This window comes from Janthinobacterium sp. BHSEK, from assembly GCF_056174685.1.
In genome coordinates this window covers 206,915-232,234 of record NZ_JBWBYV010000012.1, presented here as the reverse complement: position 1 = coordinate 232,234, position 25,320 = coordinate 206,915, and the positions used below count along the sequence as shown (strand labels likewise).

General features: G+C 65.8%; 17 protein-coding genes. 6 read left to right on the top strand and 11 right to left on the bottom strand.

All coding sequences use genetic code 11. The features are described from left to right. Positions 1-7: 7 nt before the first annotated feature. Positions 8-541 carry a phage tail protein gene (locus tag AC0V2Y_RS05720; RefSeq protein WP_475415508.1) on the bottom strand — a complete coding sequence of 178 codons (534 nt, stop codon included), beginning with the start codon at positions 539-541 and terminating at the stop codon, positions 8-10. A gap of 30 nt (positions 542-571) precedes the next feature. After that, positions 572-1,072, bottom strand: coding sequence for a phage tail protein (locus tag AC0V2Y_RS05715; RefSeq protein ID WP_475415633.1), 501 nt, complete (start codon positions 1,070-1,072; stop codon positions 572-574). 356 nt (positions 1,073-1,428) lie between these two features. Between AC0V2Y_RS05715 and AC0V2Y_RS05710 the strand changes: the two genes are divergently transcribed. Further along, entirely contained in the window at positions 1,429-10,266 is an 8,838-nt protein-coding gene (locus AC0V2Y_RS05710; protein ID WP_475415507.1) for a putative Ig domain-containing protein, read from the top strand. Between the two features lie 80 nt (positions 10,267-10,346). Here AC0V2Y_RS05710 and AC0V2Y_RS05705 read toward each other — a convergent pair whose 3' ends face one another. The 6 genes from AC0V2Y_RS05705 to AC0V2Y_RS05680 all read right to left on the bottom strand — a co-directional run bounded on the left by AC0V2Y_RS05705 (position 10,347) and on the right by AC0V2Y_RS05680 (position 16,681). Next, positions 10,347-11,375, bottom strand: a complete 1,029-nt coding sequence (locus AC0V2Y_RS05705; protein WP_475415506.1) for an acyl-CoA dehydrogenase family protein — start codon at positions 11,373-11,375, stop codon at positions 10,347-10,349. A gap of 127 nt (positions 11,376-11,502) precedes the next feature. After that, on the bottom strand, positions 11,503-12,114 hold the full coding sequence (locus AC0V2Y_RS05700; protein WP_475415505.1) for a hypothetical protein: 612 nt from the start codon (positions 12,112-12,114) through the stop codon (positions 11,503-11,505). Between the two features lie 169 nt (positions 12,115-12,283). Continuing rightward, entirely contained in the window at positions 12,284-14,371 is a 2,088-nt protein-coding gene (locus tag AC0V2Y_RS05695) for a methyl-accepting chemotaxis protein (RefSeq protein ID WP_475415504.1), read from the bottom strand. A gap of 57 nt (positions 14,372-14,428) precedes the next feature. Further along, complete coding sequence (locus AC0V2Y_RS05690; RefSeq protein WP_475415503.1) at positions 14,429-15,187, bottom strand: TorF family putative porin; 759 nt, start codon at positions 15,185-15,187, stop codon at positions 14,429-14,431. A 285-nt stretch (positions 15,188-15,472) separates the two neighbouring features. Then, positions 15,473-15,946, bottom strand: a complete 474-nt coding sequence (locus tag AC0V2Y_RS05685) for a hypothetical protein (RefSeq protein WP_475415502.1) — start codon at positions 15,944-15,946, stop codon at positions 15,473-15,475. Between the two features lie 21 nt (positions 15,947-15,967). After that, positions 15,968-16,681, bottom strand: coding sequence for a FadR/GntR family transcriptional regulator (locus AC0V2Y_RS05680; RefSeq protein ID WP_475415501.1), 714 nt, complete (start codon positions 16,679-16,681; stop codon positions 15,968-15,970). A 141-nt stretch (positions 16,682-16,822) separates the two neighbouring features. On the opposite strand from AC0V2Y_RS05680, the gene AC0V2Y_RS05675 reads away from it, so the two are divergent. The 4 genes from AC0V2Y_RS05675 to AC0V2Y_RS05660 all read left to right on the top strand — a co-directional run bounded on the left by AC0V2Y_RS05675 (position 16,823) and on the right by AC0V2Y_RS05660 (position 21,569). Next, a complete protein-coding gene (locus AC0V2Y_RS05675) occupies positions 16,823-17,614 on the top strand; it encodes a (Fe-S)-binding protein (protein ID WP_475415500.1) in 792 nt (263 codons plus the stop codon). Then, a complete protein-coding gene (locus AC0V2Y_RS05670) occupies positions 17,611-18,327 on the top strand; it encodes a LutC/YkgG family protein (RefSeq protein ID WP_475415499.1) in 717 nt (238 codons plus the stop codon). The genes AC0V2Y_RS05675 and AC0V2Y_RS05670 overlap by 4 nt, the downstream gene beginning before the upstream one ends. After that, the gene (locus AC0V2Y_RS05665; protein WP_475415498.1) at positions 18,324-19,769 is read left to right on the top strand and encodes a LutB/LldF family L-lactate oxidation iron-sulfur protein; all 1,446 of its coding nucleotides are present in this window, start codon (positions 18,324-18,326) and stop codon (positions 19,767-19,769) included. The genes AC0V2Y_RS05670 and AC0V2Y_RS05665 overlap by 4 nt, the downstream gene beginning before the upstream one ends. A 93-nt stretch (positions 19,770-19,862) precedes the next feature. Then, positions 19,863-21,569: a lactate permease LctP family transporter gene (locus AC0V2Y_RS05660; RefSeq protein ID WP_475415497.1), complete on the top strand. Its 1,707-nt coding sequence runs from the start codon at positions 19,863-19,865 to the stop codon at positions 21,567-21,569. Between the two features lie 58 nt (positions 21,570-21,627). Here the strand turns inward: AC0V2Y_RS05660 and AC0V2Y_RS05655 are convergent, their stop codons facing one another. Both AC0V2Y_RS05655 and AC0V2Y_RS05650 read right to left on the bottom strand, forming a co-directional pair. Further along, positions 21,628-22,155, bottom strand: a complete 528-nt coding sequence (locus tag AC0V2Y_RS05655; protein ID WP_475415496.1) for an NADPH-dependent FMN reductase — start codon at positions 22,153-22,155, stop codon at positions 21,628-21,630. 111 nt (positions 22,156-22,266) lie between these two features. After that, positions 22,267-22,500, bottom strand: a complete 234-nt coding sequence (locus tag AC0V2Y_RS05650; RefSeq protein ID WP_080698581.1) for a DUF3563 family protein — start codon at positions 22,498-22,500, stop codon at positions 22,267-22,269. A gap of 435 nt (positions 22,501-22,935) precedes the next feature. Between AC0V2Y_RS05650 and fucP the strand changes: the two genes are divergently transcribed. Further along, entirely contained in the window at positions 22,936-24,240 is a 1,305-nt protein-coding gene (gene fucP, locus AC0V2Y_RS05645) for an L-fucose:H+ symporter permease (protein ID WP_475415495.1), read from the top strand. A gap of 66 nt (positions 24,241-24,306) precedes the next feature. Here the strand turns inward: fucP and AC0V2Y_RS05640 are convergent, their stop codons facing one another. Beyond that, positions 24,307-25,200, bottom strand: coding sequence for a LysR substrate-binding domain-containing protein (locus tag AC0V2Y_RS05640; protein ID WP_475415494.1), 894 nt, complete (start codon positions 25,198-25,200; stop codon positions 24,307-24,309). Between the last annotated feature and the right edge of the window lie 120 nt (positions 25,201-25,320).

Here is a 25,320-nt window from a genome sequence, read left to right as displayed (position 1 = left end):
CTGGCTGTTATTGCTGGGATGGGAAAATACCTGCCCATGCGATGCAAAATGACGCGGTCAGGGTTGGCATGGTGTTCTCATGCGGCAAGTTGCCGCCTGCGCTGCCTGTTGCCGCCGGCGCCAATGCATAGGTGGTGAGGCCAGCCAGACTGCTGGTGTACATCTTGTCGTTATTGACCGGGGCCGCCAGCTGCGTGTTGACCGCTGGCGTATCCACCGTCGCCAGCGAGCTGAGCGCACTGACCACGTGCGTATGCGCGGGAAGCTGGGTCTGCAGCAAGGTCACCGTTTCGCTGCCGCTTTTTTGCCCCAGGACGCGTGGCGTCAGGCCAGGACCCGTACCCTGGTGCAGGGGAACCTGGCCGCGCAGGTCGGGCACGGCGAAGGTATTGACGCCGTCGCCGCCGTAGGTGGTGCCCAGCAGGGTGTACAGCACTTCGTTATTGGCGATCGGTTTCAGGCTGCCGTCGCAGGCAAACCAGCCGGAAGGAATGCGGGGAAAGGAAAACAGGCGGATTTCGCCGACATAGGGTGTGGACATGACTATGCTCCGTGGGAAGTGGCTGGCACGTTAGTTGCGCGACGGGAAGATACCGCTCAGGGCGATATTGAAATTGAGCACCTGGAATGGCTGCATATTGTTATGCGCCTGGTTGCCGCCGGTCTGGCCCAGGGTCTGGCTGTTCAAGGACACTTGCGGGCCCGCCGTGCCATAGATGAATTCCGCGCCGCTGCCGCCGTACAGCGTGTTGGTCGGGTTCTTCGTGGTGCCGGGCGTGGTCGAGGCATTCAGCGCATGCGTATGCGCCGGGATCTCAGTCAGTGTCAAAGTGATAGCTTCCGCACCGGCACGCATACCGATCGGATAGGGCGCAGGTTGCCAGGAACCGTCCACCGAAGCGCCTGCGCCGACAGGGGTGCTGCCCTGCAGGTTGGGCAAGGCGAAGGTGGTCGAGCCGTTGCCCCCGTAGTAGGTGCCCAGCAGTGCAAATAGCGCCTGATTCTGCGCAATTGGTAGCAATTGCCCGTTACATGCTGCAAACCCACGCGGCACAAAACCAAATCCGCTCATCATGATTTGTCCCAGATATACATCAGCCATCGTCGTTCTCCCACGGTTGCAATGTCATCAAATGCCAAATGGTTAACATTTTCCATTTGCAATCAATATTGTTTTTTAAAAAACCCTTTTTGTTATAGTTACTTTATTGAAATCTCGGAGTAGCATACGTTGTCATATGGCAAGCGTCAACATCTGTTGACCCTGTAGAAGAGCCTTGACAGGCCCGGCTTGCAGCCTGAATTCACGTTCCTTTTTTGTCTAAAAAACTGTGTATTGGAGAAAATATGTTGCGTATTAGCAACGATATCCTCGTCCGCCCGGCGTTTTCTTTTTTGCTTTATTTTTTTTCTGGAAACAAGGGGTGCATGCCAAGCCGTGCCGCTGACGGGCCGTCAGTGTCCGGCCGTTTCGTGCACTGGTTCGCTTCGCTGTGCCTGCTGGTGCTGGCGTTCGGCGCAGGCCCGGCACAGGCGGGGCCGAGCATAAAATGTCCTGCCAATCAGAGTTTTACCGTCGCCTCCGGCGGCTCCCATGTGATTGATATGTCAGCGTGCAGCAGCTTTGGCCTGACGGAAAACAACCCCGGGGCGCTGCACGGCACGATTACCGGCCTTGTCAATAACGGTACCGGCATCGCGACCTATATCAACAATGGCGACGGGGCGCTGTCCGACAGTTTTGTCCTGCTGGATGAGGATAGCCAGACAATGACGTTTACGGTGACCGTCTTGCCTGCCGCGGCGGCCTTTACCGTTTCGCCGGGCAGTTTGACGGCGCCCGTGATTGGCGTGCCGTACAGCCAGGCCATGTCGGCCAGCGGCGGCGTGGCTCCCTACACCTACGCGTTGGATTCCGGCACCTTACCGCCAGGTATCACCGTGTCGTCGAGTGGCGTGATTTCCGGCACCGTGACGGCGACCGGCGCCTATGTGTTCGCCATCAAGGTGACGGACTCGACATCAGGCACGCCGCTGACCGTCACCAAGAATTATTCGGTGTCGATCGCGGTGCCCACCCTGTCCATCACGCCCACCACGCTGACGGCGGGCGGAATATCGACGCCCTACAGCCAGCAACTGAGCACCTCCGGCGGCACCGCGCCCTACACGTATGTGGTGGAATCGGGGTCCTTGCCGCCGGGCCTGACCTTGTCGGCCAGCGGTTTGTTATCAGGCACGCCCAGCGCCATCAACACCTATAACTTTGTGATCAAATCGACGGATGTCACGGGCGGCAATGGGCCGTACAACACGTCCAGAAGCTATTCGATGGTGATCAACGCCCAGCCGCCGCCAACCATCACCGGCGTGTCGCCCGCCTCCGGCCCTACGGCCGGCGGCACGAGCGTCACCATCACCGGTACCGGCTTTACGGGCGTCACGGCGCTGAAGTTTGGCGCCAACAATGGCGTCAGCGTCACCGTCGTCAATTCCACGACCATCACCGCCACCTCGCCAGCCGGCAGTGCCGGCACCGTGAACGTGACCGTTACGGCGACCGGGGGCACCAGCGCCACCGGCGCCGCGAACCAGTTCACGTATATTCCTGCGCCAACGGTCACCAGCATTTCTCCCACGGCTGGGCCCTCCGCCGGCGGCACCACGGTCACCATCACGGGCACGGGCTTTAGCGGCACCACGGCGGTGACTTTCGGCGCCACGGCGGCGAGCGGCTTTACGGTCAACAGCGCCACGCAGATCACGGCGACGGCGCCAGCCGGCACGGGCACGGTGGACGTGCGCGTCACCACGACGGGCGGCACCAGCGCCACCAGCGCGGCGGACCAGTACACCTTTGTGGCGTCACCGACGGTGACGAGCATATCCCCGACTGCCGGCCCGGCCGCTGGCGGCACTACCGTCACCATCACGGGCACGGGTTTTGCCAGTACGACGGCGGTGACCTTCGGCGCCACGGCGGCGACCGGCTTCACGGTCAACAGCGCCACGCAGATCACGGCGACGGCGCCAGCCGGCACGGGCACGGTCGACGTGCGCGTGACCACCATCGGCGGCACCAGCGCCACCAGCGCGGCGGACCAGTACACCTTTGTGGCGGCACCGGCGGTGACGAGCATTTCGCCGACTGCCGGTCCGGCAACCGGCGGCACTACGGTCACCATCACGGGCACGGGCTTTAGCGGCACCACGGCGGTGACCTTCGGCGCCACGGCGGCGACGGGCTTCACGGTCAACAGCGCCACGCAGATCACGGCGACGGCGCCGGCCGGCAGCGCCGGCACGGTGGACGTGCGCGTCACCACGGCAGGCGGCACCAGCGCCACCAGCGCGGCGGACCAGTTCACCTTTGTGGCGGCCCCGGCGGTGACGAGCATTTCGCCGACTGCCGGTCCGGCAACCGGCGGCACCACGGTCACCATCACGGGAACGGGTTTTAGCGGCACCACGGCGGTGACCTTCGGCGCCACGGCGGCGACGGGCTTCACGGTCAACAGCGCCACGCAGATCACGGCCACGGCGCCAGCCGGCAGCGGCACGGTCGACGTGCGCGTCACCACGACGGGCGGCACCAGCGCCACCAGCGCGGCGGACCAGTTCACCTTTGTGGCGGCCCCGGCGGTGACGAGCATTTCGCCGACTGCCGGTCCGGCAACCGGCGGCACCACGGTCACCATCACGGGCACGGGATTTGGCGGCACCACGGCGGTGACCTTCGGCGCCACGGCGGCGACGGGCTTCACGGTCAACAGCGCCACGCAGATCACGGCCACGGCGCCAGCCGGCACGGGCACGGTGGACGTGCGCGTCACCACGGCAGGCGGCACGAGCGCCACCAGCGCCGCGGACCAGTACACCTTTGTGGCGGCACCGGCGGTCACGAGCATTTCGCCGACTGCCGGTCCGGCAACCGGCGGCACCACGGTCACCATCACGGGCACGGGATTTGGCGGCACCACGGCGGTGACCTTCGGCGCCACGGCGGCGACGGGCTTCACGGTCAACAGCGCCACGCAGATCACGGCGACGGCGCCGGCCGGCAGCGCCGGCACGGTGGACGTGCGCGTCACCACGGCAGGCGGCACCAGCGCCACCAGCGCGGCGGACCAGTTCACCTATGTGGCGGCACCCGTTGCCGGCGCCGTCAGTGCGACGGTGGCGTATGGCAGCAGCGCCAATCCGATCACCCTGGCCTTGAGCGGCGGTACCGCGACCTCGGTGGCCGTGGCGTCCGCTGCTGCGCATGGCACGGCGACGGCCAGCGGCACCAGCATCACCTATACGCCGACGGCAGGTTATGGCGGCAGCGACAGCTTTACCTACACGGCCACCAATGGCAGCGGCACGTCGGCGCCGGCCACCGTGACGATCACCGTCGGTGCGCCGACCATCACGGTCGCGCCATCAACCGTGCCCGGCGCTACCGTGGGCGCGGCCTATAGTCAGAGCATCACCGCCGCGAACGGCCTGGCGCCGTACACGTATGCGATCAGCGCCGGCGCCTTGCCGGCCGGCCTGAGCCTGTCCGGCGGCGGTACGCTGTCCGGCACGCCGACAGCCGCCGGCACCTTCAACTTTACCGTGCGGGCCACGGACAGCTCGACGGGCAGCGGCCCGTACGTGGGTGCGCGCGCCTATTCGATGACGGTGGCCGCGCCGACGATCGGTATCACGCCGACGGTCATGCCTGCAATGACGGCAGGGGTCGCCTACAGTCAGAACATTGTCGCCAGTGGCGGAACGTCCGCGTACAGCTATGCCATCACCGGCGGCAGTCTGCCCACGGGTTTGAGCCTGGCGCCGGACGGCGCTTTGTCCGGCACGCCGACGACGGCGGGAGCATATAACTTTACCGTCACGGCCACCGACAGCAGCACGGGCGTGGGTTCGCCTTACACGGGATCGCGCGCCTATTCCGTCACGGTGGCGGCTGGCGCGCCCATTGCCGGCGCCGTCAGCGCCACGGTGGCCTACGGCAGCGGCCCGACTGCGATCACGCTGAACCTGAGCGGTGGCGTGGCGACATCGGTGGCGGTGGCCTCCGCCGCCAGCCATGGCACGGCGACGGTCAACGGCATCGGTATCAGTTATACGCCGGCGGCTGGTTATGCCGGTTCCGACAGCTTTATCTACACGGCGAGCAATGGCGTCGGCACTTCGGCACAAGCTATCGTGACAATCACGGTCAGTCCGCCGGTGATCACGTTGGCGCCGGCGGCCTTGCAGGCGATGACGTTCGGCGTCGCCTATAGCGAGACCATCACTGCCAGTGGCGGGGCATTGCCGTATGGCTATGTCTCCAGCGGCAGCCTGCCGGCGGGCCTGAGCCTGGCGTCGAACGGCACCTTGTCCGGCACGCCGACGGCGGCAGGCGCGTACAGTTTTACCATCACGGCGACCGACAGCAGCACCGGTGCTAGCGCTCCGTTTACGGGGGCGCGCACCTATTCCGGCACGGTAGCGAACGTTGCGCCCATTGCCGGTAACGTCGACGCCACGGTGGCCTACGGCAGCACCGGCACGGCGATCCCCCTGAGCCTGACCGGCGGCGTGGCGACGTCGGTGACGTTGGCGTCTGCCGCCAGCCATGGCACGGCGACGGTCAACGGCATCGGTATCAGTTATACGCCGGCGGCAGGTTTTTCCGGGACCGACAGCTTCACCTACAAAGCCAGCAATACCGGCGGCACGTCGGCGGCTGCCACCGTGACGATCACGGTGACGCCTAGTGCGCCCATTGCCGGTAACGTCAACGCCACGGTAGCCTACGGCAGCACCGGCACGGCGATCCCCCTGAGCCTGACCGGCGGCGCGGCGACATCGGTGGCGGTGGTCGCCGCCGCCAGCCATGGCACGGCGACGGTCAGCGGCACGAGCATCGCATACACGCCGACGGCAGGTTATGCAGGTCCGGACAACTTTACCTACCAGGCCATCAACGCCGGCGGCACGTCCGCGACGGCGACCGTGACAATCACGGTCGGCGCGCCGACGGTGACTGTGACGACTAATAGCCTGCCGGCAATGATGGTTGGTACCGTCTACAGCCAGACCATCAGCGCTTCGGGCGGTACCGGCTCGTATGACTTTGCCGTCACTTCTAACACCTTGCCCGCCGGCCTGACCCTGAATCCGAACGGTATTTTGTCGGGTACACCGACGACCGCAGGCGCGTATGACTTTACCGTCACGGCGACCGACCACAGCACGGGCAGCGGTCCGTATGCTGGCACGATGCGCTACACGGGAACGGTAGCGGTGGCGCTGCCGGTGGCGGGCAACGTCAACGCTACGGTGCCATACGGCAGCGGCGCCACTGCGATCACCCTGAATCTGACGGGCGGCGCGGCGACGTCGGTGGCGGTGGCCTCCGCCGCGGCGCACGGCACGGCGACGGCCAACGGCACCAGCATCAGCTATACACCGACGCCAGGTTATGCCGGTACCGACAGCTTTACCTATAAGGCTATTAATGCCAGCGGTACCTCGGCGCCCGCCACTGTGACAGTGGCGGTGGGCGTTCCCAGCATCAGTCTGACCCCGGCCACCTTGCCGAATGCGACGGCGGAAGCGGCCTACACGACAACATTGACAGCGGCGGGCGGCACGGCGCCGTACAGCTTCAGCATCAGCAGCGGCAACCTGCCTGTCGGCCTGAGCCTGAATACGGCCACCGGCGTGTTGTCCGGCACGACGAATGTGGCCGGCAGCTTCCCTGTCAGCATCAAGGTCACCGACAGCAGTACGGGGGCGGGGGCGCCGTTCAGCGCCACCAACAGCTACACCTTGACTGTCGTTGCCCCCGCCATCGCGGTGACGCCAGGTACCTTGCCGGCGCCGAAAGTGGCCACGGCGTACAGCCAGCAACTGGCGGCCAGCGGCGGCGTCGCTCCGTATGCCTATACGGTGTCGTCCGGCAGCCTGCCTGCCGGCCTCACCTTGAGCGGCAGCGGCTTGCTCAGCGGTACGCCAACGGCGGCCGGCAGCGTCACCTTGACCGTGCAGGCGGCCGACGCGCACCAGTTCACCGGTACGCAAAGCTATACCCTGGTGGTGTCGTCGGCCAATGTCGGTCTGACGCCAGCGACCTTGCCCAATGCCACGGCTGAGGCAGCCTATACGGCAACCTTGACAGCGGCGGGCGGCACGGCGCCGTACACCTTCAGTGTCAGCAGCGGCAACCTGCCTGCCGGCTTGACGCTGAATGCGTCCACCGGCGTGTTGTCCGGTACGACCAATGTGGCCGGCAGCTTCCCTGTCAGCATCAAGGTCACCGACAGCAGTACGGGGGCGGGGGCGCCGTTCAGCGCCACCAACAGCTATACCCTGAGCGTCGGCGCGCCGGCCATCACGGTGACGCCAGGCACCTTGCCGGCAGCGACAGTGGCCACGGCCTACAGCCAGCAACTGACGGCCAGCGGCGGCGTCGCTCCGTATGCCTACACCGTGTCCGCCGGCAGCCTGCCTGCCGGTCTCACGCTGAACAGCAGCGGCTTGCTCAGTGGCACGCCGACGGCGGCCGGCAGTTTCACCGTGACGATGCAGGCGGAAGATGCACACCTGTTTGCCGGCACGCAAAGCTATACCCTGGTCGTGGCGTCGGCCACGGTCAGCCTGACGCCGGCCAGCCTACCGAATCCGACGGCGGAAGCGCCTTACAGCGCGACCTTGACGGCGGCGGGCGGCACGGCACCATACACGTTCAGCGTCGGCAGCGGTACCTTGCCAGCTGGCCTGAGCCTGAATGCGTCCACCGGCGTGCTGTCCGGCACGACGAATGTGGCGGGCAGTTTCACGTTCGGCATCAAGGTGACGGACAGCAGTACGGGCGTGGGGGCGCCTTTCAGCGCCAGCAACAGCTACACGCTGGCCGTGGCGGCACCCGCCTTGAGCCTGACACCGTCCAGCCTGGCCGCCATCCGCGCCGGCGATGCCTATAGCCAGCCATTCACGGCGGCCGGCGGCGTCGCGCCGTATGCGTATGCGGTGAGCAGCGGTGCCTTGCCGGCCGGCCTCGTGCTCGATGCCGCCAGTGGCGTGCTGAGCGGCACACCGACCGCGTTCGGCAGCTTCAGCTTCACCGTGCAAGCGAAAGATGCGCACCAGTTCACGGTGCAGCAAGCGCTGACCTTGCTGGTGAACCAGGCGCCGCCGCCCGTGGTCAATGAGTCGGGGACGACTTCGGCCAACCAGGAGGTGAGTCTGACCATTGATGCGGCCGACGGCAGTCCCATCACGGCAGTGACCATCGTCACGCCGCCCAGCCATGGGCGGGTCGATATCGTTTCGTCGGCGCGCATGGCAGGCCTGGCACGCGGCGTCGCAGCAGCAGTAGCAGCCCCTGCTGTCAGCCGCTTCATCGTCACCTATACGCCGAACAAGGATTACTTCGGTCCTGACAGCTTCAGCTATACGCTGACGGGCCCCGGCGGCGTATCGGCACCTGCCACCTTCAGCCTGACGGTGGCGCCGCAGCCGGTGCCGGTACCTGTCGCCAAGACGGCGACGGTACTGGCCGGCACGCCGGTGACCCTGCATGTGACGGAAGGCGCGACGGGCGGGCCGTTCACGGCAGTGGCCATCACCACGGCGCCTGCCAGCGGCACGGCGGTCGTCAATGGCATGGACATCGTCTACACGCCGGGCATCAATACCAGCGGCGACGTCAGCATCGGCTACACCTTGTCGAACGTGTTCGGCACCTCGGCGCCGGTGAAATCGACGATCACCGTCAATCCGATGCCGCAAGTGGTCAGCCAGAGCGTCACGGTGGTGGCCGGCCTGACGGTGACGGTCGACCTGACGGCGGGCGCCACGGGCGGCCCGTTCACGGCGGCGAATGTACTGAGCGTGGCGCCGGCGGAGGCGGGCAAGGTGGTGGTGCGCGACGCGGGCACGGCCGGCAAGCCGTCGTACCAGCTGAGCTTTGCGGCGTCGGGCAAGTTCTCCGGTGCGGCCGTCGTCAGCTACACCCTGAGCAATGCCTTTGCCACTTCGAAACCGGGCGTGGTCAACGTCACCGTGACGGCGCGCCGCGACCCGTCGGTCGATCCGGAAGTGATCGGCCTGCAGGCGGCGCAAGCCGATGCGGCGCGGCGCTTTGCCAGCGCGCAGCTGTCGAACTTCACGCAGCGCCTGGAAAGTCTGCATGGCGATGGCTGGGGACGCTCGAACTTTGGCCTGAGCCTGACGCCGCCGAACGACAGCGGCAATCCGACGGCGGCGCTGGCGCGCTGGCAGGAGCAGGAAGCGGACCGCGTGTTCGGCACGGCGGTGAAACCGTTCATGCGCAAGGCGGCCTTGCGCCAGCCTGACGCCGGTTTCAGCAGCGAGCGGCAGCCTGTGGATGTGAGCCAGGCCACCAGCGGCTTGCCGGACATGCCGCAGAAGCCGGACACGCAGAAGCAGGCGCTGGCGCTGTGGCTCGGCGGCGCGGTCGACTTCGGCCAGCACTATGTGAATGGCCGCGACACGGGCTTCCGCTTCCGCACCAATGGCGTCAGCGTGGGGGGCGATTACCGCCTCAGCGACCTGGCGACCCTGGGCGTGGGCGCCGGTTTCAGCCATGACCGCAGCGACGTGGGCCAGAACGGCAGCCGCAGCACGGCCGACAGCGCCGTGGCCGCCGTGTATGGCAGCTTGCGTCCGAGCAAGGGCGTCTTCCTCGACGGCGTGCTCGGCTACGGCACCTTGCAGTACGACGCTTCGCGCTACCTGTCCGATGGCAGCGGTTTCGCCACGGGCGAACGCGACGGCAAACAGGTGTTCGGCGCGCTGGTGGGCGGTATCGAGATGCGCCATGACACCTGGATGTGGTCGCCATATGGCCGCGTGGAACTGATGGCGGCCAAGCTCGACCCGTACACGGAGAAGGCGGCGGGCATCAATGCCTTGAGCTACTTCAAGCAGACCGTGCGTTCGCGCATCGGCGCGCTGGGCGTGCGGGCCGAGGGCATCTATGTCGGCGGCCTGGGCACGTGGTTCCCGCGTGCGCGGCTCGAGTACCGCCACCAGTTCCAGGGCGCCGATGATGCGCGCCTGGCATATGCCGATCTGGTGGCCGACGGCCCCGTGTACGTGATCCGCACCGTGCCGCAGCAGACGGGCAACTGGGCGGCGGGGCTGGGCGTCAAATTGCTGCTGTCGAACGGCATGACCATCACCCTGGACTACAACAGCAATCTGAATATCGATAGCGGTCGTACCCAGTCGGTGATATTCGGGATCGCCATGCCGCTCAAGTAATCAGTCACGCAGTCAGGCTAACCCTGATCGCCGGCCCGGGAGACACTTCCGGTCCGGCGATTTTTTTTGCCCGTGCGCCGTCACAGCGCCCACGGATGTTCTTCCGCGCCGGCGACGATGCCGCCCAGCACGGCCTGGTCGCGTTCGGCATGGCTCTGGCGCAGGAACACGGGCAGGTCGGCCGCCAGGCGCGCGAAGTGGGCGTCGCGGCACAGGGGGCCGGCCCCCAGCGCGCGCGTGGCCAGGTGCAGCACCAGCGTGGCCGCGTCTTCCGTTGCCAGGCGCAGGCGCAGCGCCAGGGCCATCGCATCGCTATGCGGGCACCGGTCGATCTCGGCGGCACCTTCGCGCAGCAGGGCGGCCACGGCGCGCAGCGCGCAGTCGATCTGCCCCAGTTGCGCCAGGCGGACTGCATCGGGGGCGGCGTGCTGCGCGCGCGCATGCAGGTGGCCGGCGATGGCGCAGGCGGCGCCATACCAGGCGGCCGCGATCCCGGCGGCGCCATGCCAGAAGCCGGGGCGGGCCGGATAGGCACCCGGCGCGCCCACGGGAAAGGCGCGCGCGGCGGAAAAGGTCACGTCGACGCTGGCGCAGGCGGCCATGCCGACGGCTCGCCAGCCTTCGTCCGTGACGTGTACGCCCGGCTGCGACAGGGCGACGGAGGCGAGGCAGGCTTGGCGATCGTCGTTCCAGCAGCTGATCAAGGCATGGCTGAGTCCCTTCGCCCCGGAACACCAGGCCTTGCGCCCGTCGAGCACATGGCGGCCATCGGCCATCTGCCGCAACCGCACGCGCGCCCCCGGCAGGTCCGCGCTCCAGACGCCCCACAGGCTGCCGGCCGGCACGCCGGGAGCGCCGATTTCCGCCAGGATGGCGAGCGCGTCCGTATGGCCTTCATATAGCTTGAGCAGGGACAGGTCGATGGCGGCGACGGCGGCCAGCATTTGCCAGCGCAACAGGGTGGCGCCGTGGCCGGGCGGGGGCAACTGGTCCAGCCCCGCGTCGCGCAGGCGCCGCAAGCCTTCGATGGGGAGAAAAGCGCTGTCCTGCGGCTGCAGCAGGGTGGCCAGCGCAGCGCTGGACGGCAGGGAGAAAGCGTCGATCGACATGGCAAGCTCCTTTTTCAGCAGGATAGCTTTTTGCTTTTGCAATGTCTGTCCGATTCTACACCTCCCCCGCCGACGGACCCGGGGCCATGAAGCCGCAGGGCCATGGGTCCCGCGGCAAGTCGCGCGCTTACTTTTTTACATACAGCATGTCGGGCACATAGCTGGTGCCGTTATGCGAGAAGGTGTAGAGGTTGTTGTCGCGCAAGAAGATGCCGCCCTTGATGGTTTGCGCCGGGCGCATGCCTTCATCGAGCAGGCAGGTGGAGCCGCCTTCATAATCGATGCACCATTGCTGCTTGCCATCTTTTTTCACGTATTGCACGCCAGGTCCCGCGACGCTGAAGCTATAGGCGGGGATGAACAGGTTCAGCTTGTCGATGCGCACGTTGCTCGCGGTACCGTTTTCCGTCAGCTTGGTGAGAACGTCAGCCACGCCATCGGGTGTCGCCGTGATTTTCGCGCTCATGGTTTCCGTGCCCAGCAAGGTGCCGCTGCAGCCCGTCTTGAGATAGGTTTCGGTGGTGGAGGTCAGTTCCATCGCGCCGCTGCCATCGGCCTTGGCCGCGATGACCACGGTCTCGCGTTCATGCTCGTCGCATGGCGCTTGCCAGGTGCCGACGTAGGAGGCCAGTGTCGAGCCGGCATTGATATTGCCTGCATCACTGCTGCCGCCGCCACCGCCGCAGCCAGCCAGCAGTGCGGTGCTTGATGTCAAGAAGACTGCCACGATTTTTTTCATGCCCCATCCTTTTATTTCGGCAAGCATGCGTGCCGTAGGCGCGGCAACAGTATAAAAGGATGGATAAGGGGCAATTCTCACCGAATGTATTGGCGACTTGATTTGGATCAACATCAGCGCGCAGGCCGGCGCCACGCTCCGGCACCGGCTATCGCCCGGGATGGCAGGCTTAAAACTCTTCCCAGTCGTCCCCGGCTGGCGCCTTGGCCTGCGTTCTTTCTGCTGGCGCCGGTTTGGCCGCAGCGAGGCGCTTGCCTGGCGCCGGCGCCTTGACGACGGGTGGCGTGCGCGGCGCGACTGCCGCCACTGGCGCCGCTGTCACTTGTTGCTGCGTTTGCGCGCCCAGCTTAAACACGCTGACCACCTCGGCCAGGTGGCTGGCCTGGTCTTGCAGGCTTTCGGCGGCGGCAGCCGCTTCCTCGACGAGGGCCGCGTTCTGCTGCGTCACGCCGTCCATCTGCGCCAGCGCCTGGTTGACCTGGGCGATGCCGTCGCTTTGCTCGCTGGTGGCGACGCTGATGTCGGCCATGATGGCGGTCACCTTGCGCACGCTGTCGACCACCTGTTCCATGGTGGAACCCGCTTCATCGACGAGCTTGCTGCCAGCCGCCACCTTGCCCACGGAATCGTCGATCAGCAGCTTGATTTCCTTGGCCGCCGCCGCCGAGCGCTGCGCCAGGTTGCGCACTTCCGTCGCCACCACGGCGAAGCCGCGGCCCTGTTCGCCCGCGCGCGCCGCTTCCACGGCCGCATTCAGGGCCAGGATATTCGTCTGGAAGGCGATGCCGTCGATCACGCTGATGATGTCGACGATCTTGTTCGACGAGTCGTTGATCGACGTCATCGTTTCGATGACCTTGCCGACCACTTCGCCGCTCTTTTGCGCCACGCTCGATGCGGAAGCGGCCAGCTGATTCGCCTGGCGCGCATGGTCGGCGTTTTCCTTGACGGTGCCCGTCAATTCTTCCACCGAAGCGGCCGTTTCTTCCAGCGAACTGGCTTGCTGCTCCGTGCGGGCCGACAGGTCGTTATTGCCTTGCGCAATTTCCGCGCTGGCACGGGCCACGTTGTCGGCGCTGGCCTGCACTTGCAGCAGCACGGCGTGGATCTTTTCCACGAAAGCGTTGAAGCCCTTGCCGATCACGGCCAGCTCGTCGGTGCCCTTGACTTCGAGCTTGACGCGCAGGTCGGCGTCGCCGCTGGACAGGTCCGTCATGGTGCGGCCCAGGGTGCGCAGGGGGCGCGTCAGCTGGTTGACGACGAGGATCAGGATGCCGGCCGTGGCCGCCGCGCACAGCAGGGCGACGATCAGCGTGTAGATCATCAGGTCGCGCGCCGAGGCGATGGCGACGCTTTTCGGGAAGTTCAGTTCCACGCTCCACGGTGCGATATCGGGGTGGATCTGCAGCGGCTGCAGCAAATGGATGTAGCCCTGGCCGTCTTCATATTCGTACGGCTGGCCCTGGCGCACCTTTTCCAGGCCGGCGGCCGGCACGTCGTCGGCCTTCTTGCCCAGCCGCTCAGGCACGGGATGGCTGGCGTACAGGCCGCCGTTCGAGATCAGGGCCAGCTTGCCGCCCTCGATCACCTTCAGGCCGGCCAGGATTGTCGCCAGGCGCGTGAGCATGAAGTCGGCGCTGGCCGTGCCCTTGAAGCCGCCGTCGATCATGATGGGCGCCACCAGCGAGGCCATCAGCACATTCTTGCCGTCGACGGGGTAGATGTACGGTTCCGTAAAGTAGGTCTTGCCCGTGCGCTTGGGCACGTCATACCAGTCGTTGGCGCCCGGTTTCGGGTCGAAGACGATGGGTTCCACTTGCAGCTTGCCGCCGGCGCCCCGCGTCCAGTAGGGCATGAAGCGGCCGCTGGCGTCGTAATTCGGCTTCTGGTTGGCGAAATCCGCATCCTTGCCGTCGAGCGCGTTCGGCTCCCAGGTCACGGCCGCGCCCAGCAAGTCTTCCGAGCTGGTCAGGGTGGCTTTGGTCAGTTCGTTGATCTGCTCGCGCTGCAGGGGCAGGCTGGCGCTCCTGGTGCCGCGCATGGCGCCGGCCAGGCTGGAAACGCTGGACAGGTTGCTGGCGATGCGCGCCTGCAGCGCGCCGGCCACTTCGCGCGCCGACGTGCGCGCCAGGTCCAGCGCGGCCGCCTCGGCGCTGGCGCTGCTCTTGTAGCCGATCACGGCCGCCGTGACGCCCAGGCTGAGGACGGCGAGCGCGGTGGCGGCGACGCAGATTTTACTGTTCAGTGAGAGTTGCATGATGCTGTTCCTTGATGGGGAGGGGTATCGGTGTCGTGGGCGTCGCGGGTGGCGCGCCTAGAACGTCTTGCTGATGGCCACGACCAGCGTGGCCGCGGCGGGATTCGAGGTGTCGAACTGGCCGGCCGCATTCGGAACGCCCAAGGTGTAATGGTCGTAGGCATCGGTGGCGCCCCAGGCGCGCGTCACGGCGCCGCTCAGGCTCCAGCCGCCGTCGAAGGCGCGGGTGACACCGACCTTGGCGTCACGCCAGTTCCAGATGGCATTGCCCGTGCCCGCCACGCGGCCATTGCCGGCGTGCAGGTTCAAGGTCCAGGCATTGCCCAGGTCGACATTCGCGCCCACGTCCAGGTAGCCCGTGCCGCGCGCATGCGTGATGCCGAAGAAGTCGCGCGTGACGGTATGGTTGTACTTGGCGTACAGCATCTTGTAGCTGAGGCCCAGCGACAGTTCGCCATAGTCGTACTTGACGCCTGTGGCGCGGTAGACGGCGCCCGGATACTTGTAGTAATACGCGAGCACGCTGTAGCCCAACTCGCCCACCGTGCCGCCGTAGCCGCCGTACAGGTCCCATTCGATGCTCGCATCCTGGATATAGCGGTCGCTGACGGTGGAAGCCCAGGTGCCGAGCGACCAGCCGCTCGGGTGCGCGTAGTCGGCCCCCGCCTGCAGCGCGGGCTTGCCCCAGGTCTGGCGAAAGCCGCGCGAAATGTATTGCGAGGCGAGGCTGGCATTGGCGGTGAGGCTGGCGGCAGGGCTGTCCGCAGTCTGCGCCTGCACGGGCAGGGCGGCCAGCAGGAAGAGGCAGCCCAGCAAGGATATTCCAGGAAAATGGTGGTGCGATGGCATGGCAGTCAGCTCCGTATTTGCTGGCAGCGGCCGTCCAGGCGCGTTGCCCTGATGGTTGCAATAAAAATGCGGAATGGACTTTTGCAGAGGCGAGGCGGCCTGTCCGCATGCTCGCAGGAGCAGTCAGACATTCTCACCAAACGTAACTGAAAGGATAGGGGCTGGGACTAGTGGAAGTCAATAAAGTTGCGCTGCGGAAAGCGTAAGTTGTTGTTTCCTGGCACTTTTTCATGCGCCTGTCACATGCGCTTGTTACATTCCCGGTCCGCCACGGCTGGCTGCCTCTTGCAGGCTGGCCAGCAAGCCGGGCAGGGCCGCATGCAAGGCCGGCAGGTCGCTCGCCGCCAGTTCGGCCTGCGTTTCCACCCGGCCCGATGGCTGGCCCCAGACGACCTGTGCGCTGAGCCTGGCGATGGCGTCGAGTCCCGTGACGCTGACCAGCAGGGCGACTTCTTCCGGGGCATCGTCTGGCACGTCTTCGAGCAGGCAGGAAATGCCGAAATGATAATCGTGGAAGGCGCTGGCCGTGCCGTTGGAAAAGGCGAACACGGAGGCGAGCGCCCGTGGCGCGGCGGCCGCGAGTGCGGGCAGGGCGGCGCGGAACAGGGGCAGCAAGTCGTTTTCCAGCTGGAGCACCAGCGGATGGGTGTGGGCGAGGACGGTCATGGCAGGACGGATCAGTTGGCGGCGCGCGATGTTAGCAGCTTTCGCCGCCGCTGTGCGCATGCACTGGTCCTACCAGTGGCCTCAATCGTCATCGCCGGTGACGCGCGTGCGCACGAAATCGATGTGGCTTTGCATGGCCGTGCGCGCTTCCTCGGGCTGGCTGGCGCAGATGGCGACGCACAGGGTGCGGTGCTGCGACAGCAGCTGCAGCGAGGTGGCGTCGTCCTGCTGGCGCAAGCCCGTGCCGTTGATGGTGATGTGTTCGCGCAGCATGCCGATGATGCTGGTGTGCAAGTGCAGAAACATGGTGTTGTGCGAGGCCTGCGCGATGACTTCATGCAGCCGCGCGTCGGCCTGCGCCTCGCCGTGCTTGTCGTCGCTGGCGCGCGCCTGTTCCAGTTCGGCCAGCAGCGCCATGATCTGTGCGCGCTCGTCGCCGCTGGCCCGCTGCGCCGCAAAGTAGGCCGTCGCCCCTTCCAGTACGCGGCGAAATTCCAGGATGTCGTCGCGCAGGGCGGGGTGGTCGGCCACCAGCTGGCTCCACGGCGACGCCATGCCGGTGCGCAATTGATCCGTCACGAACACGCCGGCGCCGCGCCGGCTGCGCACCAGGCCGCGCGCCGCCAGCCGCTGCACCGCTTCGCGCACGGTGTTGCGCGAGACCCCATATTGCTGCGCCAGCAGGCGCTCGGCCGGCAATTGCGCGCCCGCCGGCAAGCTGCCGTCCAGCAGGGCCGTCTCCAGCCTGCGCATCGTCATCTCGACCCTGCCCCGCGTCTGCATGCCTGTCGCCATCACTGTCTTCCGGTGTTGTTTTAAAGTGGTCCGAGCAATTTGAAGTGGCTTGCGGAAGCTGGAATTATGCGTGAACCGGTCATTCTTAACAACACACAGCGGCGCCGCAGCAACACACAGAGCGCCGGGGGAGGCACACTCATGCAGCCAGACCCGCGCCAGCCGCGTCACTATCCGCCATCACCACACGAGGTGTACCTGTTCGCCACCTGCCTGGTCGACCTGTTCGTGCCGCAGGCGGGGCTCGACGCGGTGCGCCTGCTGGAGCGGGAAGGCTTGCTGGTGCATTACCCGCGCGGCCAGAGCTGCTGCGGCCAGCCCGCCTACAGCAGCGGCAACCCGGAACAGGCGCGCGCCGTGGCCCGCGCCCAGCTGGACCTGTTTGCGCAGCCCTGGCCCGTGATCGTGCCGTCCGGCTCCTGCGCCGGCATGATGCGCCACCACTGGCCGCAGCTGTTCCACGACGATCCCGTGGCCGGCCCCAAGGCGGTCGAACTGGCCGGACGCGTGTATGAACTGAGCGAATTTCTCGTCTGCGTGCTGCAGCTCGACCTGGCCGGCCTGGCTGCGGTCGGGCAGGCCGATGAAAACGTGGTGCTGCACACCTCGTGCGGGGCGCGCCGCGAAATGGGCACGCGCACCCACGGCGTGGCGCTGCTCGACGCCTTGCCCGGCGTGACGCGTATCGAACACCAGCGCGAATCGGAATGCTGCGGCTTCGGCGGCACGTTTTCACTAAAACATCCGGACATTTCCGGCGCCATGGTCAGCGACAAGATCGCCTCGGCCTGCGCCACGGGCTGCGACCGGCTCGTTTCGGCCGATTGCGGCTGCCTGCTCAATATCGGCCACGCCGCCCAGCACCAGGGCGCGCCGCTGCCCGTCGAGCACTTGGCCAGCTTTCTGTGGCGCCGCACGGGAGGCGCGCCATGAGTACGGCATTGACCGCCCGCGAACGCATGCTGGGACGCCTGCGCGCCGCCGCGCCCTCGGCGCCCGAAGTGGTGGGTGCCATCGATACGGCCATCGACAATCACTACCAGGCGCGCCGCGCCGCAGCGCCCTTGTCGCCGCGTCACAGGATAGCCGCCATGCAGGCAGCCTTGCGCGCCGCGCATGCGCAGGTCGACTGCGTGCGTGGCGATGCCTGGCCGGCCCTGCTGGCGCAGCGCCTCGGTGAACACGGCGTGCGCCGTTTGCTGTTCGATACCGGCAGCGCCGAAGGGCGGGCCTTGCGCGCCGCCTTGCCGCAGGGCGTGGAAGCGCTGTCCTTTGACCGTCCGCTGGCGCAGTGGAAGCGCGAACTGTTCGACACCGTCGATGCTGGGTTGACCGTCGCCCGTTCCGGCATCGCCGCCACCGGTACCCTGGTCATCGCGCCCGACGCGGCGACGCCGCGCACGGTGTCCTTGGCGCCTCCGCTGCACGTCTGCCTCGTGTATGCGAGCAGCCTGCACGTGGACTTGCACGCGGCGGCGCGCGCCGAGCGCTGGATGGACGGCATGCCGTCGAACCTGGTGCTGGTGTCGGGCCCCTCGAAAACGTCGGATATCCAGCAAACCCTCGCGTATGGCGCGCACGGCCCGCGCTGGCTGTGGGTGCTGATCGTCGATGACTTGCCAGCCCATGAAGGAGGCCAGCCATGAACGCCAAGCCCTTGCAATTCGTCAAACCGGCCGATTTCCATGCGCGCGCCCGCGCCGCGCTGGACGACCCGAAACTGCGCCAGAGCTTTCGCGGCGCCATGGATTTTTTACAGGACAAGCGCACGGCGCAATTCCCCGATGGCGACGAGCTGGAACGCCTGCGCGACATCGGCGAGGCCGTGCGCCGGCACGCGCTGGCGCGCCTGCCCGATTTGCTGGTGCAGCTGGAAGACAGACTGACGGCGGCCGGGGTGCAGGTGCACTGGGCCGAGGACGGCGAACAGGCCAACGCCATCATCCACGCCATCGCGCAAAAGGCCCGGGCGACGCGCTTCATCAAGGGCAAGTCGATGGCCAGCGAGGAAATCGAGCTCAATCACTACCTGGAAGCGCGCGGCATGCGCTGCCTGGAATCGGACATGGGCGAATACATCGTCCAACTGGCAGGCGAAAAGCCGTCGCACATCGTCATGCCGGCCATCCACAAGACCAAGGCGGACATCGCCGGCCTGTTCTCCGAGCACATTCCCGACGCGCCCTACACGGAAGACGTCGACAGCCTGATCCAGACGGGGCGGCGCGCCCTGCGCCAGGCCTTCGTCGAGGCCGACATCGGCCTGTCGGGCGTGAACTTCGCGGCGGCTGACACGGGCACCCTGTGGCTGGTGGAAAACGAGGGCAATGGCCGGCTGACGACGTCCGTGCCGGAGGTGCACATCGCCATCATGGGCATGGAAAAAGTGGTCGCCAAGCTCGAACATATCGTGCCATTGGCCAGTCTCCTGACGCGTTCGGCGACGGGGCAGGCCATCACCACGTATTTCAACCTGATTTCCGGCCCGCGCCGCGCCGGCGAACAGGATGGGCCGCGCGAAGTGCACCTGGTCTTGCTCGATAACGGCCGCAGCCAGGCTTACGCCGACGAGCAGCTGCGCGCCACCCTGCAATGCATCCGCTGCGGCGCCTGCATGAACCACTGCCCCGTCTACACGCGCATCGGCGGCCACGCGTACGGCACCACGTATCCGGGGCCGATCGGCAAGATCATTTCGCCCCACTTGCTGGGGCTGGACGCGACGGCGGACCTGGCCACCGCGTCGAGCCTGTGCGGTGCCTGCGGCGAGGTGTGCCCCGTGCGCATCCCGATTCCGCAGCTGCTGGTGCGCCTGCGCACGGAGGCCAACCGCAATCCGCATGAGGCGGTGGCGCATCCGCTGCGCGGGCAGGGGGCCAAGTTCAGCCGCGGCGAAAGCCTGATCTGGCGCTTCTGGAGCGGCGCCTTCGCGCGCCCCGCCAGCTACCGTTTGTTCCGCTGGGCCGCCACGCGCTTGCGGATGCTGACGCCGCGCGCGCAACTGGGCTGGACCCAGCACCGCAAGCCTTTAAAACCGGCGCCGCGCAGCCTGGCCGACCTGCTCAATGCACGGGGGCAGGAAGAATAGCGACGCCCCGCCACACCGCGAAAAACACGCTGCACACAATTACATCAAAAGCCGTTTTTTCATTCAACCCGCATCCACCGGAGGAGACCCGACATGCAAACCTGGACCCAACTTTATACACCGCTCGGCAGCCTGTGGCTGTCGTCGCTGGCGGCAGCCGTGCCCATCATTTTCTTCTTCATCGCCCTGGCGGCGCTGCGCATCAAGGGCCACGTGGCGGCCGCCGTCACCCTGGCGCTGGCGCTGGCCGTGGCGATTTTCGCCTACGGCATGCCCGTGCCGCAGGCGCTCGCGGCGGCCGGTTACGGCTTCGCGTATGGCCTGTGGCCCATCGCCTGGATCATCGTCACGGCCGTCTTCCTGTATAAAATCGTCGTGAAAACGGAGCAGATCGAGATCATCCGCGCCTCCGTGCTGTCGGTGACGGACGACCAGCGCCTGCAGGTGCTGCTGATCGGCTTTGCCTTCGGCGCCTTCCTGGAAGGGGCCGCCGGTTTCGGCGCGCCCGTGGCCATCACGTCGGCGCTGCTGGTGGGCCTGGGCTTCAACCCGCTGTATGCGGCGGGCCTGTGCCTGATCGCCAATACGGCGCCCGTGGCCTTCGGCACCATGGGCATTCCCATCATCGTGGCGGGCCAGGTGACGGGCATCGACCCATTCCTGATCGGCGCCATGGCGGGCCGCCAGCTGCCGCTGCTGTCGCTGCTGGTGCCGTTCTGGCTGGTGTTCATGATGGATGGCTTGCGCGGCGTGCGCGAAGTGTGGCCGGCCGCCCTGGTGACGGGTTTCAGTTTTGCCGTGACCCAGTACTTCACGTCGAACCATATCGGCCCTGAACTGCCGGACATCACCTCGGCCCTCGTCAGCCTGGTGTCGCTGACCCTGTTCCTGAAAGTGTGGCAGCCGAAGAATGCAAAAGTGGCGCATGCCGTCGGCGGCGGTACGGCCGCGCTGTCCGGTTTTGGCGGGGCGGGCGGTGCCTCGGACCTGCGCGGCGGCGGCAACCGCGCCGCTTCGCCCTACACGACGGCGCAGACCATGCGTGCCTGGGCACCGTTCGGCCTGTTGACGGCCATCGTCACCGTGTGGAGCCTGCCCGGCTTCAAGGCCCTGTTTGCCGCCGGCGGCGCGCTGTCTGGCCTGGTCGTCAAGATCCATGTGCCCTACCTCGATAAACTGGTGATGAAGACGATGCCCATCGTGGCGGAGCCGAAGGCGTATGACGCCGTGTTCAAGCTCGATCTGCTGTCGGCCGTGGGTACGGCGATTTTACTGACGGCCGTATTGTCGATGTTGATGCTGCGCATGAAGCCGCGCAATGGCTGGAAGGCGTTCGTGGAAACCGTGGTGGAATTGCGCCGTCCCGTGCTGTCGATCGGCCTGGTGCTGGCGTTTGCCTTCGTTGCCAATTACTCGGGCATGTCATCCACGCTGGCCCTGCTGCTGGCCGGCAGCGGCGCCGCCTTCCCGTTCTTTTCGCCCTTCCTGGGCTGGCTGGGGGTCTTCCTGACGGGGTCCGACACGTCGTCGAACGCCCTGTTCTGCTCCCTGCAAAACACCACGGCGCACCAGATCGGCGTGTCCGACACCTTGCTGGTGGCGGCCAATACGACGGGCGGCGTGACGGCGAAGATGATCTCGCCCCAGTCGATCGCCGTCGCCTGCGCGGCAACGGGCCTGGTGGGCAAGGAATCGGACCTGTTCCGCTTCACCTTGAAGCACAGCCTGTTGTTTGCCGTGATCATCGGCATCATCACCATGCTGCAAGCCTACGTGTTCACCGGCATGATCCCGCATTGAGCGATCCGTAGAAGTACGTAGTAAAACTAGATGAATTGATAGTAAAACGTGCAGACGGTCATGAAAATGACCTGATGCACTGCAGCATATCGAGCAGGGCCCGGCGCAATGCCGGGTCCGCGGCGATGCCGTCCGCATCGAGTCCCGACCCCAGCAGGGGCAGGCTGATGCAGGCCTCCTCGATCAGGCGCGCCGACATGGTGCGCACTGTTTCGCGCAGGGCCGCCTGCGCGTGCGTGGCGCGCGGCGAGGCGTTCAGCAGCACCAGCGGCTTGTCGATGAACGATTCATTTCCCACCATCCAGTCCAGCGCATTTTTCATCGGGCCGCTTACGCCGTGCGCGTACTCGGGGCTGGCCAGCAGCAGCACGTCGGCCGCCAGGATGGCGTCGCGCAGGTCCGTCACGGGCGGCAGGCTGTCGGCGTCGAGGTCGGGATTGAACAGGGGCAGTTCACCGAGTCCCGGATAGATGCGGATGTCGAATGACGGCGGGGCAAGCCGGGCGATGGCGCGCAGCAGGGCGGTGTTCAGCGAGGCGGCGCGCAGGCTGCCGGCGATGGCGAGGATGGTAATGGGCGTTTGCATCCCGCCTGTATAGCCCATCCTGTGCTCAAGCGCAAGGCGAGCAGGATGGCGCTATCGATGTTGCAACAGCCAATAATGGGCTGCGATGAGTGGCCGGGTATGGCGGCACTCTTAACGGCTCAGACCGCTCATCCAGCTTGGCTGCGGGTTGGCACGGGCCAGTTCGCGCATGCGGTATTCCAGATCGTAACGGTCGGTCGATTCGGCCAGATAGGCTTCTTCGTAAGCGCGCTCGCGGCGGTCGCTGCTTTGGTTCAGCCAGGCGCCAACGCGTTTTGCGGCGTGAACCAGGGTGGCGACGATATTGCTGTTTTGCGTGGTGTGGTAGGTAAATGCGGTAGACATGGCAGACTCCTTATGTGGCGTGCCGCGTTGTGCTGCACTGCAATATAAGTATAGCGATTCCAAGTTATAAGGCTACTTTTGATTTCAAATGTCAGCTATTCAATTTTGAAATAACAGGCGGGAAAGCTGCGCAATACGGGGCTTTAAGGCATAATGCGGGTGCTGTATCGTAGTTTTACTACAAGACTGTTTTGCCCCGAATGTTGTTTTCAGACGCAGCCCGCAGGCGTGCCGCGCCCACAAGACATCATTCTGACGAGAAACGGTCGGCCGTGCGCCTGCCGCGTGCAAGAGTCGCCATGCCTGCCCCATTTCGTTGATGGCAGTCATGGCCCACGCTGATATCTGCGTGGCGCTTGCGCGTCCTGGTGCTGCCCGGGTGGAAACGCTTCCATGCCTGGCAAGATCAACTTGGAATTGAAAAATGGAGAAGGTATGGAATACGTAAAGCAAGGCCAGGGCATCCAGTCCGCACAGGCTGGCACGCAAAACAATACAGGCGCCCTGATCATTGTCACGGTACTGTTTTTCATGTGGGGACTGCTGACCTCGCTCAATGATGTGCTGATTCCCCATCTGCGCTCGATCTACACCTTGACCTATGTCCAGGCGATGCTGGTGCAGTTCTGCTTCTTCGGCGCCTACGCCATCGTCTCGCTGCCCGCCGGCATGCTGATCAAGAAAATCGGCTACCAGCGCGGCGTCGTCGCCGGCCTGCTGATCGCCGCCGCCGGCTGCGCCATGTTCTACCCGGCGTCCACCGGCAGCTATGCGCTGTTCCTGCTGTCCTTCTTCATCCTGGCGGCCGGCATCACCGTGCTGCAGGTGGCGGCCAACCCGTACGTGACGGAACTGGGCGACCCGCAGACGGCGTCGAGCCGTTTGACCCTGACGCAGGCGTTCAATGCGCTGGGCACCACCGTGGCGCCGGCACTGGGCGGCATGCTGATTTTGTCGGGCACCGTGCTGACGGTGCAGCAGTTCGACCTGCTACCGGCGGCCGAGCAACTGGCCTACCGCGCCAAGGAAGCCGCTTCCGTGCAAGGCCCGTACCTGGTGCTGGCCGCCACCCTGGTGATCCTGGCCGTGCTGTTTGCGCTGGCCAAACTGCCGAAGATTTCGCATGCGGACGATGCGGCTGCCCTGGTGCAGGACGGCCACAAGGTCTCGATCTGGTCGCACCGCCACCTGGTGCTGGGCGCGCTGGCCATCTTCCTGTACGTGGGCGGTGAAGTGAGCATCGGCAGCTTCCTGATCAACTTCCTGGGCGAAAGCCATATCGCGGGCCTCAGCCACGCCGACGCCGCCTATTTCGTCAGCTATTACTGGGGTGGCGCCATGCTGGGCCGCTTCGTCGGCTTTGCCGTGATGCGCTATGTCAGCCCGGGCAAGACCCTGGCCTTCAACGCCGCCGTCGTCATCGCGCTGATCCTTGTCGCCGTCTTTTCCAGCGGTCACACGGCCATGTGGGCATTGATCGCCGTCGGCCTGTTCAATTCCATCATGTTCCCGACCATCTTCAGTATGGCCCTGAACAAGCTGGGTGCGCAAACGGGGCAAGGTTCGGGCATCCTGTGCATGGCCATCGTCGGCGGCGCCATCGTGCCGTTCATCCAGGGCTTCCTGGCCGACCACATCAACTTGCAGCTGTCCTTCCTCGTGCCGGCCCTGTGCTACACCTTCATTCTGTACTTCGGCTGGAAATACGCCAGCATGTACAACGACGACGCCGCCAAATAAGCCGCGCTGTCGCGAGCAAGCAAAAGGGTGGCCTCGGCCACCCTTTTTTTTGTGTCAGTGCGTGCGTCAGTGCGCGAATTGCGTGCCCAGCACGTCCTGGCACACCTCGAGCCAGGCGCGCGCCGCGTGCGACAGATAGCGCCCGCTCCAGACGTGCGCCACCTGCCACGCCACCTCCGGCTCGACGATGCGCACCGCCTCCAGCGGTTCGCCGGCCAGGCGGTGGATGAACGGCTCGGGCAGCAGGGCCACGCCCAGGCCGGCCGACGCCATCGCCACCAGCCAGTCCCACTGGCCGCTCTGCGCCGCGATCGTCGGCGTGAAGCCCGCTTGCGCGAAATGCTGGCGCAGGCTGCGCGTCAGGGCGAAATCATCTTTCAATAACACCAGCGGCAAGTCTGCCAGCGCCCTGAAGGGCAGCGTCGTGCGGTTTTTCTGGAACGTGCCCGGTTCGGCCAGGGCCCAGATCGGGTAGCTGGCCACTTCCACGGCCACGAGATCGAGCTCCGGGTCGGCCGGCAGCACCGTCATGCCGATTTCCAGCTCGCCGGCCGCCACCTTGCGCTCGATCTGCTGGCCCGTGTCTTCTTGCAGGGTCAGGCTGATGTTGGGATGGCGCGCGCGGAAGGCTTTCAAGACTGGCGTAAACAGCACATTGATCATGGGCGGGATGCCCACCGTCAGGCTGCCGCGCTGCAAGGCCTGGGTATCGCGCACTTCCAGGGTCAGCTGGCGCATGTTCGCCAGCATTTCCTGGCCGTGCTGGTAGACGATGCGGCCAGTGTCCGTCAGGGTCAGCTTGCGTCCGTCGCGCACCAGCAGCTGCGCGCCCACCTCGTCTTCCAGCTGGCGCACCATCTTGCTGATGGTCGACTGGGTCAGGTGCAGCGATTCGGCCGCCTGCGTAAAGCTCGACAGGCGCACGGTTTCCACGAAATAGCGCAGGGAACGGATATCCAAGAGGGTGCTCGGCAGTGGTAAGACATGAAAATATCGACTGGATGTGGCGAAATTAATTCATGCCATGCATGTAAGCGGGATTTTATACTGAAACCACTTATGGGGCTGGTGTATGACAGC